Here is a 14,201-nt window from a genome sequence, read left to right as displayed (position 1 = left end):
CGATTCAGGGGGTGGGTTGTGCGGTTTCGGCACCGCGGATCACTTCCACGGATGCTTTGCGTGGGGTCGGTGCGCCAGCCACTGCCATGGGTTTGGGTGGCGCAGCCAGTGACAGCTGACTGAACTCCAGAAGTTCGCGACGCGGCGTGTCGAGTCGCGTCGCGACATCGTTTTCACCCTTCCAGTATTTCGCCAGTTGCTGTTCATCGGCACTGCGCACGGCCAGGCGCAGCACACCGGCGCCGGACGCCAGCATCAAGCGACTGAGTAACGGCTCCGGCACCGCCAGCACCACACTGCGCGCGGCCATGCGTTGCTGTTCCTGCTTGAGGCGTTCATCGTCGCTGCGTGCCGCACCGGTGGGCTGGCCGTCGTTGGTCAGGCCGGTCTGGCTGCCGACCACCAGCACCCGTACCGCCGGGATCACCAGCTGTGCCGAAGGTTGTGGATTCACTTCGTCCTTGCGCAGAAACAACAGCACGTCCACGTAATCGCCGGGCGCCAGTTGCCCGCCGACGTTGATCACTTCATCGACGGCCACGGCCAGTGCGCGCTCACCGGGACGAATCATCCGCGACAGTTGGCTGCCGGGTTCGAAGCTTTCTTCACTGAGCCAGCTGCCAGCGCTCAACGGCCGCCACGGCGTGCGCCCAATGACTTGATCGACGTTGCCCAGGCTACCGGCCGGTGCGGTGCGCAGCTTCTCCACGGCCACGTCGGCGGCGGTGATTTTCACGAACGGAGCGATGTCGCGCAGCAGCACGACAACCGGTTGGCGGCTCGGGTCCTCCACAGCAGCAGGGGTAGCCGGCGCTGACGCGACAGCTGCGGTCGCGGGCCCCGCGACCGGTTCAGCAATGGCAGGTTGCCGGCTCAACGTGAGTCCCCAATACCCGGCGATGATGGCCCCCAGCAGGAACAATCCGGCCAGACCCAACGTGATGCGACTGTTCATGACGGCTCTCCCTTTCCCGCTGCGCGCTCTTCTTACTGCAATGACCCGTACTTCCAACGAGATAACTTCGCAATCAGGCAGCTATGAACAAGTAACTATTTCGCTATTTGACGGTAGCGCAGGAAGAACAAAACGCCATTACGAAGGCGGAAATATCCAACGAAAGTAGCGGGTGGATACGCCAAAAGTGGTTTTGCATGGTCTAACGGCGCCTTACTACTTTGGAGTTAATCCGTTCTTACAGTTGCTGGGGCGGAAAATGCCGACAATGCTGATGCTGGCACAGGGAAATCATGTTGCGAATGCGCAACACCTGGTGTGCTCAAGGAGAACTCTCATGTCGTATTCCCGGGTAGCCCGCAAAATCAAAGGTCAAATGGCGTTTTTCAAAAGGCTGGCCAAAGACACCGAAGGTGCATCAGCCATCGAATATGCATTGGTCGTGGGTCTGGTGGCGCTGGTGATTGCTGCCTTCGGTAACGGCATCGGCCTTCGCGTCACCGCGATCCTGACTTCGATCCAGACCGCGCTGGGCGGATAACTTGTCAATGCGCCCATTGGGTTCTACCGTCAGAACTCAGTCCATTGCAGGTGTCGCCCATGAACGCTTCCGTACCTTCTCGCCAGCAGTTGCTTCTCGTCGACGATGAAGAGGACGCACTGCTGGAGTTGGCGGAATTGCTGGAAGGCGAAGGCTTCATCTGTCATACCGCGACGTCGGTGAAGCTTGCGCTGCACCATCTGACCCGCCACCCCGATATCGCATTGGTGATCACCGATCTGCGCATGCCGGAAGAAAGCGGCATGTCGCTGATCAAGCGCCTGCGCGAGCACACGTCGCGCCAGCACCTGCCGGTGATTGTCACCTCGGGCCATGCGGACATGGAGGATGTCAGCGACATGCTGCGCCTGCAGGTCCTGGACCTGTTTCGCAAGCCGATCTATCACGTGCGCCTGCTGGAAACCCTGGACAACCTGTTTCCCAAGGTCAGGACCCATCTCGGTTGAGATCAAACGGTTTGACCCCGGCGAATGCCGGGGTCATCAGCGGTCAGTGCGCCGTCACTCGCAGGCGTGATCCCGAAGTGCCTGGCGACAACGCCAGGGCCAACTGGGTGCGGTTATGCATGTGGGTCAGGCGCAACACCTGCGAGACATACAGCTTGACCGTGTTCTCGGTAATCCCCAGCTCACAGGCAATCTGATAGTTGGTCTGGCCTTTGCCGACCAGCCGTGCGACGTCGAGCTGACGCGGTGACAACTGATTGAAGATCGCCGGGATTTCCACCTCGTGCTGCCCGTCCGCCGACGGCTCGGCGCTGCTCGGCACTGGTGCGCGGCGCACCTTGTCGAGGTCCTGATACAGGTCGTCGATCGACTCGGAGAGGTACTGCAGCTTCTCGTTCAGGTGACCCAATTGCAGGGTTTTCTGCCGTTCCTGCAGGGCGGCCTCCTGACGTTGCAAGCCCTCCAGCAACTCGTCCAGATCAATCGGCTTCTGGTAGTAATCGGCGATCCCGGCACGCAAGGCCTTGATCACGTCCTGCTTGTCGGCACGCCCGGTAAGCATGATGGCCTCGAACACCCGGTGTTTGCCCGACAGGCGTTGCAGTTCCTGCACCAGCTGGATGCCGTCCATGTCCGGCATGTGCAGATCGCACAACACCAGGCCGATGGCAGGGTTTTCGACAAATTGCTCGATGGCCTGCCGGCTCGATTGGCAAGGCACGCAACGGTAGCCACTGCTTTCGAGAAACTCGCAGAGCTCCTCGACGATCAGCGGCTGATCGTCGACCACCAGTACCTTCACAACAGACGTAAGCTTGTTCACTTGCAACTCCATGCCCGGGCCAAAAGGCTGACCGTTCCTGTACTCACAGCGTGTGGTTGTATAACCGTTGATTTGAAAGTAGACCCACTTTCCTACTATGTACATAGCAGTAGTGGCAGGTGGCGACTAATGGATCCAAACCAGCGTCAGAGCGGTTCCCGCGAGCACGAACGGTGCAAATGGCAGCTTTTTTGACTTTGATGGCGCCATGTATCGCAGACGTCGCCTAAGTCCTTGACTCATATGCAGCCAGAGTTTTGGCACAAGCAACAGCCAGAGCACACTGGCGAGTGCGGCGCCGATGAACGTACCAAGCAGCAGTTGACCGTCCGTCGCAAGGCCCAAGGCTGTCATTAGTTTCACATCGCCGGCACCCAACCGACGCCATCGGTAACCGGGCAACGTCAACGCCAGCGCGAGCACTGCGGCCCAGCCGCCCTGAACCGCTTCAGCCCCCAGCCAGGTGGTGCCGGTGCTCAGCAGATAGGCCATCGCCAAGGCCCCCACACCCAGCGTGAGCGCATTGGCGATATGCCGCTGGCGGGCATCCTGCGCCGCGCACAGGGTCAGCCAGATCAGTAGGACAATGCTCTGCATGCGGTAAAAAACGTCCGTTTTGGCCGATTGATTCTATGCTGACATTACGTAGTGATTGTCAGGGTAGACGCACTCATGAAAACCAACCTCCCCCGCAAGCAAAAAGGCGCCGTGGCCATCGAGTTCGCCCTAGTGTTCGTGGTGTTCTTCGCGGTGTTTTATGGCCTGGTGAGTTACAGCCTGCCGCTGCTGCTGATGCAGTCGTTCAACGAGTCCACCGCCGAAACGGTGCGCCGCAGCGTGGCGCTGGACCCGGCTACCGCCAACTACCCCACCGCGCTGACCACCCTCGCCCGCACCGAACTGACCCGGCAACTGGGCTGGCTGCCCGGGGCTCTGAACTTCAATGCCGCCACCGACAGCAGCATCACCTATGTCGGCGGATTGCTGACGGTGAGCATCAATTACCCCACCTCCAAGTTGAATCAGGCGCTGCCGTTTCTGGTACTGCCGGGAATCGGTACGGTGCCACGTCTGCCGGCGACGTTACGCGCCTCCTCGAGCCTGCAGTTTTGAGTCCCGGGGACACCTTGTTCGGGCGCCTGCTCAATCGACCGCCGGGAACGCCCGAGGCTACGGATCTGCCGCTCGTGCCGGGCGTCGGCCTGCAGGTGTATCTGGACAGTGAGGGCCACGTCGAACACCTGGGCGGCCCCGTGCGCCATGCCCTGCTGCGGTTGACGGCGCGTTCGGTCACGCACCTGACAGACTACCTGCTGCCCCACAGCGGCCTGGTGGTAGAAGGTCGGCCGCAGGACTGGCAAGGGCAAACACTCGACCTGGATTTTTTCAGCCAGGCCGGGCCGCCCCTGCATCTACGCGGCTGGGTTCAGCCTCAGGGTGATGGCTGGTTGCTGCACTTGCTCGACATCGGTGACCTGCTCGGCGAGCGGCGTCAGGCGCGCAGTCGCGAACAATGCCAGTGGCTCGCGGGGCAGATCCGCGAGCAACTGCGCCTGTGCAGTTTCACGCGTCTGGCGCAGGTGCTGGGCGAACAATTGCAACGCGTCAGTCAGTACTTGCACATCCCGTGTCTGGCGCTGGCGGTACTCGATGATCAGGAACAAGGCTGGCAGATCCATCAGCACTACTGCGCGCCCGGAGCGCCGCAGCTGTGGAGCCCGGCGCAAGGACTGGGGACCGCGCTGGACAGTCTGAACAGTGCGGCCCCGCAAGCCCTGCAGGCCAGCGTACAGCCGCGCCTGAGCAGCGTGTTTGGCCCCAATCCGGGCTTTGCGGTGCCCTACTGTGATGCTCAAGGAGTCGCGGCGTGGCTGCTTTGCGCCGACTACGACGCCGGGCAGCAGGCGTCAGACCTTGGCGATCGTGACTGGCTGGCACTGGCCACCGCCATCGCCGCGCCACTGCTGGAAAGTTTGCGCGAGCACCGCCATCAGCAACAACTGGAACGCCTGGAAGCGCTTCAGGCACTGCTCGGCACCGGATGGTGGGAAGTGTTCGACAGCGCCGAAGTGCAACTGGCCAGGTCGCTGGCCGACAGCCTGGGCCTGCCGGCAACTCGCCTGTCGCTGCAGGACTGGTTCGCCCGGGTGCACCCCGCCGATCGCGATGAACTGCGCAGTCAGCTGCAAGCCTTGCAGGATGAGGGCACACCGCTGGAGTTATGCGTGCGCCTGCAACCCTGCGAACAGGCGCAATTGCTGTGGTATCGGGTGCAGGGCCAAGCGCTGGGCATCGGTGCCGGACGCCGGCTCGTGGGGTTCATGCTCGACATCAGCGACATCAAGAATCAGCAGCAACAGGCCGCCGCCGCCCATGCGCGGCTGGACAACCTGATCGCCAGCTCACCGGCGGTGATTTATGTGCAGCGCTATGTCGAAGGCGCGCTGCAACCGACATTTTTCAGCGCCAGTCTGCAACCGCTGCTGGGCTGGAGTCTGGCCGACTGCAGCGATGGCGCACTGGTCGAACACGTGCATCCTGACGACCGCGCGGTGTATTTCCAGCGCACGCGACAATTGCTGCGCGAGGGCACGGTGAGCACGCGCTATCGGGTCCTCGACCGGCAAGGCCATGCACACTGGTTGCTTGATGAAGCCAAGCTGCTGCGCGACGACCTCGGCTTGCCGGTGGAGGCCGTGGGCCTGTGGCTGGATATCACCGAGGCGACGCTCGCCGCCGAGCAGGTCCGGGCCAGCGAAGAACGCTACCGGATTCTGGTAGAGGATTCGCCGGCGATGATCTGTCGCTACCGTCCGGACCTGACCCTGATCTTCGGCAATCGGCCCCTGGCGACGTATCTGGAGTGCGCGCCGGAGCAGTTGCCCGGGGTCAACCTCGGCAGCTGGATGTCGGACGAACAGCGCGCAGCGTTCACCCAGCGTCTGGCGCAACTGACCCCACAGGTGCCGGTGAGTACGGCCGAAGTCAATCTGCGCCTGCCAGGGCGTGAACATGCGTGGTGGGTCTGGTCGGATCGCGGCGTGTTCGACGAGCAGGGGCGCCTGCTCGAAGTGCAAGCGGTGGGCCGCGACAACACCGAGGTCCGTCGCTCGCAACAGCAACTCACGCAGAGCGCGAAAATGGCCACCCTCGGCGAAATGGCCACCGGTCTGGCGCACGAAATCAATCAACCGCTCAACGTGATGCGCATGGCCATCGTCAACGTGCTCAAACGCCTGGGCAACGGCGATGTGCAGGTCGATTACCTGACCGACAAACTCAACCGCATCGACGCCCAGGTCCAGCGCGCCGCGCGGGTGGTCGATCACATGCGGGTATTCGGACGCCGCTCGGAAATCGAACAACATCCGTTCAACCCCCTCGAGGCCATCGACGGCACCTTGTCGCTGCTCTCGGAGGGCTTGCGCGGCAAAGGCGTGGAGCTGCGGCTCAAGGAATCGGACTTGCAGGTGCAGGTGCGCGGTTATGTCGATCAACTGGAACAGGTGCTGATCAACCTGATGGTCAACGCCCGGGATGCGCTGCTGAGCAAGCGCGAAGCCGATCGCGACTTCCAGCCGTGGATCGCGGTGTCCGCCGAGAGCGACGAGCATGTGGTGCGATTGTGGGTGGAGGACAACGGCGGCGGCATCGACCAACGCCTGCTGGAGCGGATTTTCGAGCCTTTTTTCACCACCAAACCGGTGGGCGTCGGCACCGGCCTGGGGCTGTCGGTGAGCTACGGCATCGTCGAAAACATGGGCGGACGCCTGAGCGTGCGCAATGGCGATGAAGGCGCACGCTTCTGCATTGAACTGCCGCTTGCCGTGGTCGACTAGATCGCCAGCATCGGTTGTCCGGGCGGCTTGCAACTGAGGTTGGCGCCGACGTCGACCTTGTTCAGGGTGATGCCGAGGTTGGCGAGCAAGCCATCAAGAATCGGATCGAGCACCGGACTGAGCAGGTTGTCGATCACCACGCCCAGCGTGTTGTTCACCCCCGCCAGCACATCGGCGGTGGTGGTCAGCAAACCGCCCAACAGGCTGGAACCGGTCGGTTTGTATGCCTGCACCTGAACCCCGGCCAACGTGCCCCGAAGGCTGTCGACCACGCCCTGGGTAGCAAAACTGTAGTACTGCGGCGGGGTTTTGATTTCCGGTGGCTGATTGTAGATGTGCGTGCTTTGGGTGGCGGCCACCGAGGTATCGACCTTCACCCCCAGACCACCGCCGTAGAACGGTTTGCGACTGTTCGGGTCACAGGTCGCCGAGCCGAGCCCCAGCAGCGGAATGGTGCAGGTGACGACACCGACGTCGATCAGCGCCAGCGGCTGCACAGTGATGTCTGCCGAGGACGAAAAGGCATTGGCGGCGTCGATCCTGCCGACCTTGAGCTTGACCAGCGACGAGTTGGTCTGGGTGGTCAGGGTCTTGGTCGCATCGCTGACGCAGGTGTAATCGGTGACATGGCTGTCGGCGGCCGCCACATCCAGTGCGATGTCGATGGTCGAGGTCGGGAGGATTTTCAGGTCGGTACGCTGGCAGGTGCCTCCCAGTGTGCAGAACAACGAGTTCAAGGTGCCGGCGATGTTCAGGTGCAACAGGTTGTTCAGGGTATCGGTCAGCCCGCCCACCAGCGGCGCGCTGACAATCGCATTGGCCAGGCCGGTGACGCCGGTCAGCAATGGCAGGTTCAGCGAAATCACTGTGCGGACTTGCGCGGTTCGCACGTAGATCCGGTTGGCGCCCATCGGGTCGGCCTTGGCCAGCGCCGGGTTACCGAACGCCGACAGTTGCGGCGGCTCGATGACCTTGACCTTGACCGAACCATTGACCAGCCCCGGAATGTTCAGCGGCACGCTCGCCACCAACGCATTCTGACTGTTGGCCAGTTGCACGAAGGCTTCCACCAACTGGAACACTTGAAGATTGGCATTGAGCGCCGAAGACGTGGCGCCGGTCTGCAATTGCAGCAGTTGCCCGAGCACCACCGAGGTATTGCCGACCACCGCTCGCAGCCCGACCAGACCGTCGACGGCCACACTGGCCGTGTTGCCGCCCTGGGTCAGCACGTTGATGGCGGTGTCGATCAGTTGCGTCAGCTGGATGTTCTGGCCGAGCAGTTGCGTGTAATTGCCGGCTTGAACGTTGACGTCCAGTGCCAGCTGATTGAGGTAGCTCAGCACATTGATATTGGTGTCCACCAACCCCTGCCAGCCCGCCACACTCAGGTTGAGATTACCGCCGAGCATCTGCCCGATCAGTGCATTGAGGGCAGCTGACTTGCTGGCGTCGATGGTCAGCGCCGTGGTGCCGAGGGTCAGTTGTGCGATCGGTGGCAACACCGCATAAGTACCGACGGCGGTGGCCGTAAGGCGTGTGGTCGGGGACACCGAACCCGGTGTGAACAGGGCGTAGAGGGCGGCGGCGACGCTGGTTGGCACCACGCGGGTGGCAACCACGCTGATGGCTTGCTTTTGCGCAGCGTTCGCGGTGAACGTCCGCAGGTTGTCCGCTCCGGTCTGCACGGTGCCGCAGGTCACAGTCAGGGTTGTCCCAGAGCCCACCGTGAAGTCGTTGCGCGCAGCGCTCGCGGTGGCGTAAGTGGCAGCCGTTGTGCCCGCCAGGCAATCGCCCTGGCGCGATACCGCTTCCAGGGCCGCCACATCCACCACGCGCTGCAGGCGACGCTGCTCCATGTACAAGCGGCCGCTGTCGACCACCAGCACCATGCACACCAGGGCCAGTCCGAGTGTCAACGCGGCCATCAGACCGATCGCCCCGCGTTGCCGGGTGCGGCCTTTGAAACGAGAACGGGGCGACATGGCGCACTCCTTTGCCGGCCCACTGCCGGGCGCTGCCTCCATGGGTGCAATTGAGTGTAGTAGCCACTACTGGCAACGCGCCATTCCATACACCGCAAAACCCTGTAGGGGTGCGCCTGCTCGCGACAACGGCGGCACATTCAACAACAAAGTGCCAGAGAGTCCACCATCGCGAGCAGGCTCGCACCTACAGGGGAGTTGTTTTTATGCCGTCTTAGCGCGGTGGATAGTTGGCGAGGATCCGCCCGACCGTTTCGCGAATCGCCTTGCTGCGCTCCTGCGGATTCGGCGAGCTGCTGAGCATTTGTTCGTCACTGCCACGCCAGACCAGTTTGCCGTCCTTGCCGTCGAGCAGATCAATCTGGATGGTCGCGACCTTATAAGTGATGTTGCGCGTTTCGTTGTACATCGGCGCGCCCCAGTAACCGTTCCACGGGCCACCCCAACCACCGCCGTAGTTGGTCGTCACTTGCTGCTGACGATCTTCGACGATCAGGTAGGCCTGCACATTCAAATCACCCCTGGCCCCCGCGGCGGCCGGACGCAAGCCACGTTGATCGAGCTGATCGGCAACCGACTGGCGGATACGCTGCTCGGTCAGGTCGCTTTTGATTCGCGGATCATCGGGACGATATTGCAGGGCGGGCTCTTTCCAGCCCCAGCTGCGGTAGGCAGCGAAATCGCGGCTGGCATCAAAATCATGGTTGACCTGGTTGGCGGCGCAGGCGCTGAGCAGCGCGGCAATGGCCAGTAAAGCGAGACGGCGGAACATGGCATTTCTCCGGTGGAAGACATGACCCTGCGAAAAAGGCTGACTTGAAGATTAGCTCGGTGGATACGTCGACATGGCTTTTTCCAACGCCTCGCGAATGGCATCGGTGCGCACGAGCTGGCTGCCCTGGTTGGCGGTTTCGGCACTGGCGCTCCACACCGGTTGACCGGTGCCGGCGTCGAACAGATTGACCTGCACCACCACGACCTGCTCCTGATACGTGCGCACAATCGGTACGGTGTTGTACATGCCGTAGCCGCGGCCATAACGATCGTAGCCGCCGTAGCCACTGCCGTAATAACCATAGTCGTCCTGCACCTGACGCAAACGGGTTTCCAGGCGCAGATTGGCGCTCACCAGCAGATCGGCCGGACGCTTGTCGTGCAACGGGCGCAAGCCGCGCTGATCCAGCGCATTGCTCACTGCTTCGGCCACTTGTGCCGAGTCAGCCCACGCCGTGCCCGGCGGCAGTTGGCCGTTGAGCCAGGCCCAACTGCGGTAGCGCCCGTAATCCCGTGGCGGTGCCGGGTACGCGCTGCGATCAAAGGTGTTGGCCGCTTGCGCCGGCGCCGGGGGCAAGGGCCGCGACTGCGCCACGTAAGGGTTGCTGCCCTGGCAGGCAGCCAATCCCAGACACATCAGCAATAACCCGGATTGAGCTTTCATGTCGCGCTCCGATCAGATCGGCCGGCAGATCCAGTGCAAGTAACGCCCAAGCCCGGCGAAGCTTGGGTGACGACGGTGGGCGAGCTCCATTTCCAGCAAGTCCACCAGTTCGGCGCGGGCCTGGAATTCCACCGGCATGTAGTCGTGGAAAACCCGGATCCCGCTTTGCGTTTCGACCTGCCACAAGCCGGCGAGTTGCGTGGCCAGTTCCCGCGGATCCAGCGGCTGCTGAGGCGTCAGGCTCTGCTTTTCGCCGGCCAGGCTGTTCTTGCGCATTTTCTTGAAATGGCCTTTGAGCAGGTTGCGGTAGATCAAGGCATCGCGGTTGTAGAACGCCAGCGACAACCAGCCGCCGGGCCTGGTCAGTTGATGCAGCACCGGCAGGATCGCATGGGGTTCGGCCAGCCATTCGAGTACGGCGTGGCAGATCACCAGGTCATACGGTTCGGTGAGTTGACCGAGCAGTGCCTGCCACGGTGCCTGGATGAATGTCGCGGTCTGCCCGGCCTCGGCGAAACGCTGGCGGGCGCCTTCGAGCATTGGCTCGGCAGGTTCCGTGAAGGTCACGTCATGCCCGCGTTCGGCCAGCCACAATGACATGTGGCCGAGGCCGCCACCGATATCGAGCACCCGCAGCGGCCGATCCGGCAGCGCTTCAGCGAGGTCGGCCTGCAACACCGCGAGGCGAATCGCGCCTTTGGCGCCGCCGTAGATTTTCTCGGCGAACCGCGTCGCCAACTGATCGAAATGCCGGTCGCTCATCAGCTGAACCGCCGTTCGCTGTCGGCGAGCTTGGCGCGCACCACTTCGTTCATGTCCAGGCCCAGTTCACTGCAGAGCAATAACAAATACAGGACGATATCGCCGACTTCCTGCCCGGCATGCGCCAGTGTGTCCGCCGGCAACTGGCGCGACTGGTCTTCGCTCAGCCACTGGAAAATCTCCACCAGTTCGGACATCTCGACGCTGGCGGCCATGGCGAGGTTTTTCGGGCTGTGAAATGGTCGCCAGTCATTACGGTCGCGAATGGCGTGCAGGCGTTCGGTCAATTCAACAAGGTTCATCGGGCTCTCCTGAAGGCGTATAGCTTCGGGGGGATACGTCCCGAAGGCAAGCGGCGCGCTGCGCTTTTGGTGGGAGCGGGCTTTAGGCAAACCCTCTATAGTTGCAGGGAACTCGGCCACCTCCGCTGCGGCCCAAGGCTCAGCTCTTTTCATCAGGATGCACACATGCAGGTAGAAAGCTTTTTCGAATGGCTCGGCCAGGCACTCGGCTCGATCATCCGCTTCATCGTCGATGGGCTCAGCGGCTTGTTCAACATTCTGAGCAACGCCGGCGGCAATTTCGTCGATGGCCTGGCCAGAACGCTGGGCATGGACACCTCGATCATCAGCATCCTCGCGCTGATTGTCGGCTTGATGCTGTTGTGGTCAGCGATCCGTGCGTTCATGAATGCGTCGATCATTGCCGGGATCATCTGGTTGCTGCTGGGGTTGTGGTTACTGAGCTGGATTATCCATTAACGCCTTCAAAAGCCCCTCACCCTAACCCTCTCCCGGAGGGAGAGGGGACTGACCGGAGTGTTTTCGAGAAGTACACCGACTTGCAATACCGCGTCGAACTCCGGTTTTGAAAACGCCAGAGATCGGCTCCCTCTCCCACCGGGAAAGGGCACTGATCGGAGTGTTTTCGAGAAGTACACCGACTTGCGATACCGCGTCGAACTCCGGTTTTGAAAACGCCAGAGATCGGCCCCCTCTCGCACCGGGAGAGGGGACTGACCGGAGTGTTTTCGAGAAGTACACCGACTTGCAATACCGCGTCGAACTCCGGTTTTGAAAACGCCAGAGATCGGCTCCCTCTCCCTCCGGGAGAGGGCTGGGGTGAGGGTCGCTTCTACCGCTACAATGCAGCTCCCAAGGAGCCCGCATGTCCAACCTGGTTGCCGACTGGCGCGACCGCCCGACTCACCGCAAGGTCTGGGCGCTTGCTGCGCCGATGATTCTTTCCAATATTTCCGTGCCACTGGTGGCGCTGGTCGACAGCACTGTCATCGGTCACTTGCCCCATGCCCATCAATTGGGGGCGGTGGCGGTCGGCGCCAGCCTGTACACCTTTCTGGCCTGGGCCATGGGGTTTCTGCGCATGGGCACCACCGGGTTTGCCGCACAGGCTGCCGGGCGCAGCGATGGCGCGGCGTTGCGGCAGATTCTGTTACAGGGCCTGTTGCTGGCGATGGGCCTGGCGCTGGTGCTCGGCACCCTCGGCGTGCCATTGAGCGAGGTCGCGTTGCACTTCATGCAGCCGTCGGCCGAACTCGATCAACTGACCCGCGACTTCTTTCACACCCGGTTGTTCGGCCTGCCGGCCGCGCTGGCCAGTTATGCGCTGGTCGGCTGGTTCCTCGGCACCCAGAACGCCCGCGCACCACTGGCGATTCTGCTGAGCACCAACCTGATCAACATCGCCCTCAACCTGTGGTTCGTCATTGGCCTGGAATGGGGCGTGGTCGGTTCGGCCCGGGCTTCGGTGATCGCCGAATGGAGCGGCGCCCTGCTCGGCCTGTGGTTGACCCGTGGCGCCTTGCGCGCCTATCCCGGGCACATCGCTTGGGCCGCGTTGAAGCTGTGGCACAGCTGGCGCCCGCTGCTGGCGGTCAATCGCGACATCTTCATCCGCAGCCTGGCCCTGCAATCGGTGTTTTTCATGATCACCGTGCAAGGCGCGCGGCTGGGCGATGCGACCGTCGCCGCCAATGCGCTGCTGCTCAACGGCCTGCTGCTGACCGCCCATGCGCTGGATGGTCTGGCCCATGCGGTCGAAGCCTTGTGCGGCCACGCCATCGGTGCTCGTGATCGCCTCGCGCTGCGCCGTTCGCTGGTGGTGGCCGGTGGCTGGTCACTGATCGCCAGCCTGGGGTTTGCCGCATTGTTTCTGTTGGCCGGGCACTTGTTCATCGAAATGCAGACCAACATCCAGAACGTACGCGACACGGCGTTCATCTACCTGCCGTATCTCGCCGTGCTGCCGTTGATTGCGGTCTGGAGCTACCTGCTCGACGGCCTGTTCATTGGCGCCACCCGCGCGCGGGAAATGCGCAACGGCATGCTGCTGACCGTCGCCCTGCTGTTGCCGTTTGCCTGGGCGTTGCAAGGGCTGGGCAATCACGGGCTGTGGATCTCTTTCCTGCTATTCATGGTCCTGCGCAGCCTGACCCTCGGTGGCATCGCCCTGTGGCTGCGACGTCACGACGGCTGGTTCAGCGGCGGTGTTCACTGAACCGGCGTGTGCTTGACGAATGACACCACCTGGTCGAGCACCGGCGCCAGACGCCGAAGCGGTCGTGACAGGGTTGCCACCAGCGTCACATGACTGGGCCGCGAGTAGTACAGGTCCTGAACCGGCACGCCCGCCTCGCGCAGTTTGCGTGCCAGGCCTGCGGTGTTGCGCGTCGGGTTGACCAGAGTGTCCCGGGTCGCGGCGATCAGCAGCGCCGGGGGTTCGCCCTGCCTGACATGGTTGATCGGTTGCGATTGCGGCGGTGAGTCCGGCCAGAAAAACACCGGGCGCACGTCGGCATTCTTGATTGGCAGAAAATCATAAGGGCCGGCCAGGCCGATCCAGCCGCTGAGGTCTTTCGACGACATGCCCACCGCCCCCAGCAGGCTTGGGTCCAGCGCCAGCATCGCCGCGTTGTAGGCCCCGGAACTGTGGCCCATCAGGTACAGGCGCTGCGGGTTGCCGGAGAACGCGCGAATGTGTGCCCGGGTCCAGGCCACCGCCTGCGCCGAGTCCTCGAGAAACAGCGGATAACGCACTTGCGGGTACAGCCGATAATCCGCCAGCACCGTGACGATTCCCCGCGACGCCAGGGCCTCGCCGACAAAGGCGTAATCCCCGCGATCGCCGCTGTTCCAGCTGCCGCCGTAGAAAAACACCACCACCGGCGCCCCTTCCAGTGGCTGGCGTGGCATGTAAACGTCGAGTTTCTGCCGTGGATCGGCGCCATAGGCAATGCCGGCGGTTCGGTGGAAGGTGTCGTCGGGGGTCAGCGCATTCAGCAGCCTGACCGGTGAACACCCTGTCAGCACCATCAGCAGGAGCCCGCCGAGGACTGTGCCGAACCACTGCCGCGAAGGATTTGCCATGGACG

Annotated in this window: 15 protein-coding genes; 6 read left to right on the top strand and 9 right to left on the bottom strand. The window is 62.6% G+C overall.

Features of this window, described 5'->3' with window-relative positions:
* Nucleotides 1-4: 4 nt before the first annotated feature.
* The gene (cpaB, locus tag ACXX9E_RS08825) at nt 5-955 is read right to left on the bottom strand and encodes a Flp pilus assembly protein CpaB (RefSeq protein WP_458555304.1); all 951 of its coding nucleotides are present in this window, start codon (nt 953-955) and stop codon (nt 5-7) included.
* Between the two features lie 172 nt (nt 956-1,127).
* Between cpaB and ACXX9E_RS08820 the strand changes: the two genes are divergently transcribed.
* Both ACXX9E_RS08820 and ACXX9E_RS08815 read left to right on the top strand, forming a co-directional pair.
* Nucleotides 1,128-1,496, top strand: coding sequence for a Flp family type IVb pilin (locus tag ACXX9E_RS08820; RefSeq protein WP_458555303.1), 369 nt, complete (start codon nt 1,128-1,130; stop codon nt 1,494-1,496).
* Nucleotides 1,497-1,555: 59 nt separating this feature from the next.
* Nucleotides 1,556-1,963 carry a response regulator gene (locus tag ACXX9E_RS08815; RefSeq protein ID WP_123471074.1) on the top strand — a complete coding sequence of 136 codons (408 nt, stop codon included), beginning with the start codon at nt 1,556-1,558 and terminating at the stop codon, nt 1,961-1,963.
* A 43-nt stretch (nt 1,964-2,006) separates the two neighbouring features.
* On the opposite strand, the gene ACXX9E_RS08810 is transcribed toward ACXX9E_RS08815, so the two are convergent.
* Entirely contained in the window at nt 2,007-2,786 is a 780-nt protein-coding gene (locus tag ACXX9E_RS08810) for a response regulator transcription factor (RefSeq protein WP_315985724.1), read from the bottom strand.
* A gap of 126 nt (nt 2,787-2,912) precedes the next feature.
* On the bottom strand, nt 2,913-3,383 hold the full coding sequence (locus tag ACXX9E_RS08805; protein WP_458555302.1) for a prepilin peptidase: 471 nt from the start codon (nt 3,381-3,383) through the stop codon (nt 2,913-2,915).
* 75 nt (nt 3,384-3,458) lie between these two features.
* Here ACXX9E_RS08805 and ACXX9E_RS08800 point away from each other — a divergent pair, with 75 nt between their 5' ends.
* Together ACXX9E_RS08800 and ACXX9E_RS08795 are read left to right on the top strand one after the other, a co-directional pair.
* Entirely contained in the window at nt 3,459-3,899 is a 441-nt protein-coding gene (locus tag ACXX9E_RS08800; RefSeq protein ID WP_123471071.1) for a TadE/TadG family type IV pilus assembly protein, read from the top strand.
* Nucleotides 3,896-6,625, top strand: coding sequence for a PAS domain-containing sensor histidine kinase (locus tag ACXX9E_RS08795; protein ID WP_458555301.1), 2,730 nt, complete (start codon nt 3,896-3,898; stop codon nt 6,623-6,625). The genes ACXX9E_RS08800 and ACXX9E_RS08795 overlap by 4 nt, the downstream gene beginning before the upstream one ends.
* Here ACXX9E_RS08795 and ACXX9E_RS08790 read toward each other — a convergent pair.
* The 5 genes from ACXX9E_RS08790 to ACXX9E_RS08770 all read right to left on the bottom strand — a co-directional run bounded on the left by ACXX9E_RS08790 (nt 6,622) and on the right by ACXX9E_RS08770 (nt 11,112).
* A complete protein-coding gene (locus ACXX9E_RS08790) occupies nt 6,622-8,610 on the bottom strand; it encodes a pilus assembly protein TadG-related protein (protein WP_458555300.1) in 1,989 nt (662 codons plus the stop codon). The two genes, ACXX9E_RS08795 and ACXX9E_RS08790, sit on opposite strands and share 4 nt — an antisense overlap.
* Nucleotides 8,611-8,824: 214 nt before the next feature.
* A complete protein-coding gene (locus tag ACXX9E_RS08785) occupies nt 8,825-9,382 on the bottom strand; it encodes a DUF4136 domain-containing protein (RefSeq protein ID WP_336347898.1) in 558 nt (185 codons plus the stop codon).
* A gap of 51 nt (nt 9,383-9,433) precedes the next feature.
* On the bottom strand, nt 9,434-10,048 hold the full coding sequence (locus ACXX9E_RS08780) for a DUF4136 domain-containing protein (protein ID WP_123471065.1): 615 nt from the start codon (nt 10,046-10,048) through the stop codon (nt 9,434-9,436).
* Between the two features lie 12 nt (nt 10,049-10,060).
* Nucleotides 10,061-10,810 carry a methyltransferase gene (locus tag ACXX9E_RS08775; RefSeq protein WP_123471063.1) on the bottom strand — a complete coding sequence of 250 codons (750 nt, stop codon included), beginning with the start codon at nt 10,808-10,810 and terminating at the stop codon, nt 10,061-10,063.
* Nucleotides 10,810-11,112, bottom strand: a complete 303-nt coding sequence (locus ACXX9E_RS08770) for a MazG-like family protein (protein WP_123471061.1) — start codon at nt 11,110-11,112, stop codon at nt 10,810-10,812. The genes ACXX9E_RS08775 and ACXX9E_RS08770 overlap by 1 nt, the downstream gene beginning before the upstream one ends.
* Nucleotides 11,113-11,277: 165 nt before the next feature.
* On the opposite strand from ACXX9E_RS08770, the gene ACXX9E_RS08765 reads away from it, so the two are divergent.
* Together ACXX9E_RS08765 and ACXX9E_RS08760 are read left to right on the top strand one after the other, a co-directional pair.
* On the top strand, nt 11,278-11,571 hold the full coding sequence (locus tag ACXX9E_RS08765; protein WP_115985475.1) for a hypothetical protein: 294 nt from the start codon (nt 11,278-11,280) through the stop codon (nt 11,569-11,571).
* Nucleotides 11,572-11,977: 406 nt separating this feature from the next.
* On the top strand, nt 11,978-13,327 hold the full coding sequence (locus ACXX9E_RS08760) for an MATE family efflux transporter (RefSeq protein WP_458555299.1): 1,350 nt from the start codon (nt 11,978-11,980) through the stop codon (nt 13,325-13,327).
* Here the strand turns inward: ACXX9E_RS08760 and ACXX9E_RS08755 are convergent.
* Nucleotides 13,321-14,196 carry an alpha/beta hydrolase gene (locus ACXX9E_RS08755; protein ID WP_458555298.1) on the bottom strand — a complete coding sequence of 292 codons (876 nt, stop codon included), beginning with the start codon at nt 14,194-14,196 and terminating at the stop codon, nt 13,321-13,323. The two genes, ACXX9E_RS08760 and ACXX9E_RS08755, sit on opposite strands and share 7 nt — an antisense overlap.
* Nucleotides 14,197-14,201: the final 5 nt, after the last annotated feature.

Source organism: Pseudomonas sp. GNP014, from assembly GCF_054344005.1.
The sequence above is the reverse complement of the archived record's forward strand: the minus strand, read 5'-3'. Positions and strand labels throughout refer to the sequence as shown.

Coding starts and splice junctions, on each gene's coding strand:
- ACXX9E_RS08800 (WP_123471071.1), top strand. CDS start 3,459: ATGAAAACCAACCTCCCCCGCAAGCAAAAAGGCGCCGTGGCCATCGAG.
- ACXX9E_RS08755 (WP_458555298.1), bottom strand. CDS start 14,196: ATGGCAAATCCTTCGCGGCAGTGGTTCGGCACAGTCCTCGGCGGGCTC.
- ACXX9E_RS08815 (WP_123471074.1), top strand. CDS start 1,556: ATGAACGCTTCCGTACCTTCTCGCCAGCAGTTGCTTCTCGTCGACGAT.
- ACXX9E_RS08760 (WP_458555299.1), top strand. CDS start 11,978: ATGTCCAACCTGGTTGCCGACTGGCGCGACCGCCCGACTCACCGCAAG.
- ACXX9E_RS08775 (WP_123471063.1), bottom strand. CDS start 10,810: ATGAGCGACCGGCATTTCGATCAGTTGGCGACGCGGTTCGCCGAGAAA.
- ACXX9E_RS08805 (WP_458555302.1), bottom strand. CDS start 3,383: ATGCAGAGCATTGTCCTACTGATCTGGCTGACCCTGTGCGCGGCGCAG.
- ACXX9E_RS08780 (WP_123471065.1), bottom strand. CDS start 10,048: ATGAAAGCTCAATCCGGGTTATTGCTGATGTGTCTGGGATTGGCTGCC.
- ACXX9E_RS08790 (WP_458555300.1), bottom strand. CDS start 8,610: ATGTCGCCCCGTTCTCGTTTCAAAGGCCGCACCCGGCAACGCGGGGCG.
- ACXX9E_RS08770 (WP_123471061.1), bottom strand. CDS start 11,112: ATGAACCTTGTTGAATTGACCGAACGCCTGCACGCCATTCGCGACCGT.
- ACXX9E_RS08765 (WP_115985475.1), top strand. CDS start 11,278: ATGCAGGTAGAAAGCTTTTTCGAATGGCTCGGCCAGGCACTCGGCTCG.
- cpaB (WP_458555304.1), bottom strand. CDS start 955: ATGAACAGTCGCATCACGTTGGGTCTGGCCGGATTGTTCCTGCTGGGG.
- ACXX9E_RS08785 (WP_336347898.1), bottom strand. CDS start 9,382: ATGTTCCGCCGTCTCGCTTTACTGGCCATTGCCGCGCTGCTCAGCGCC.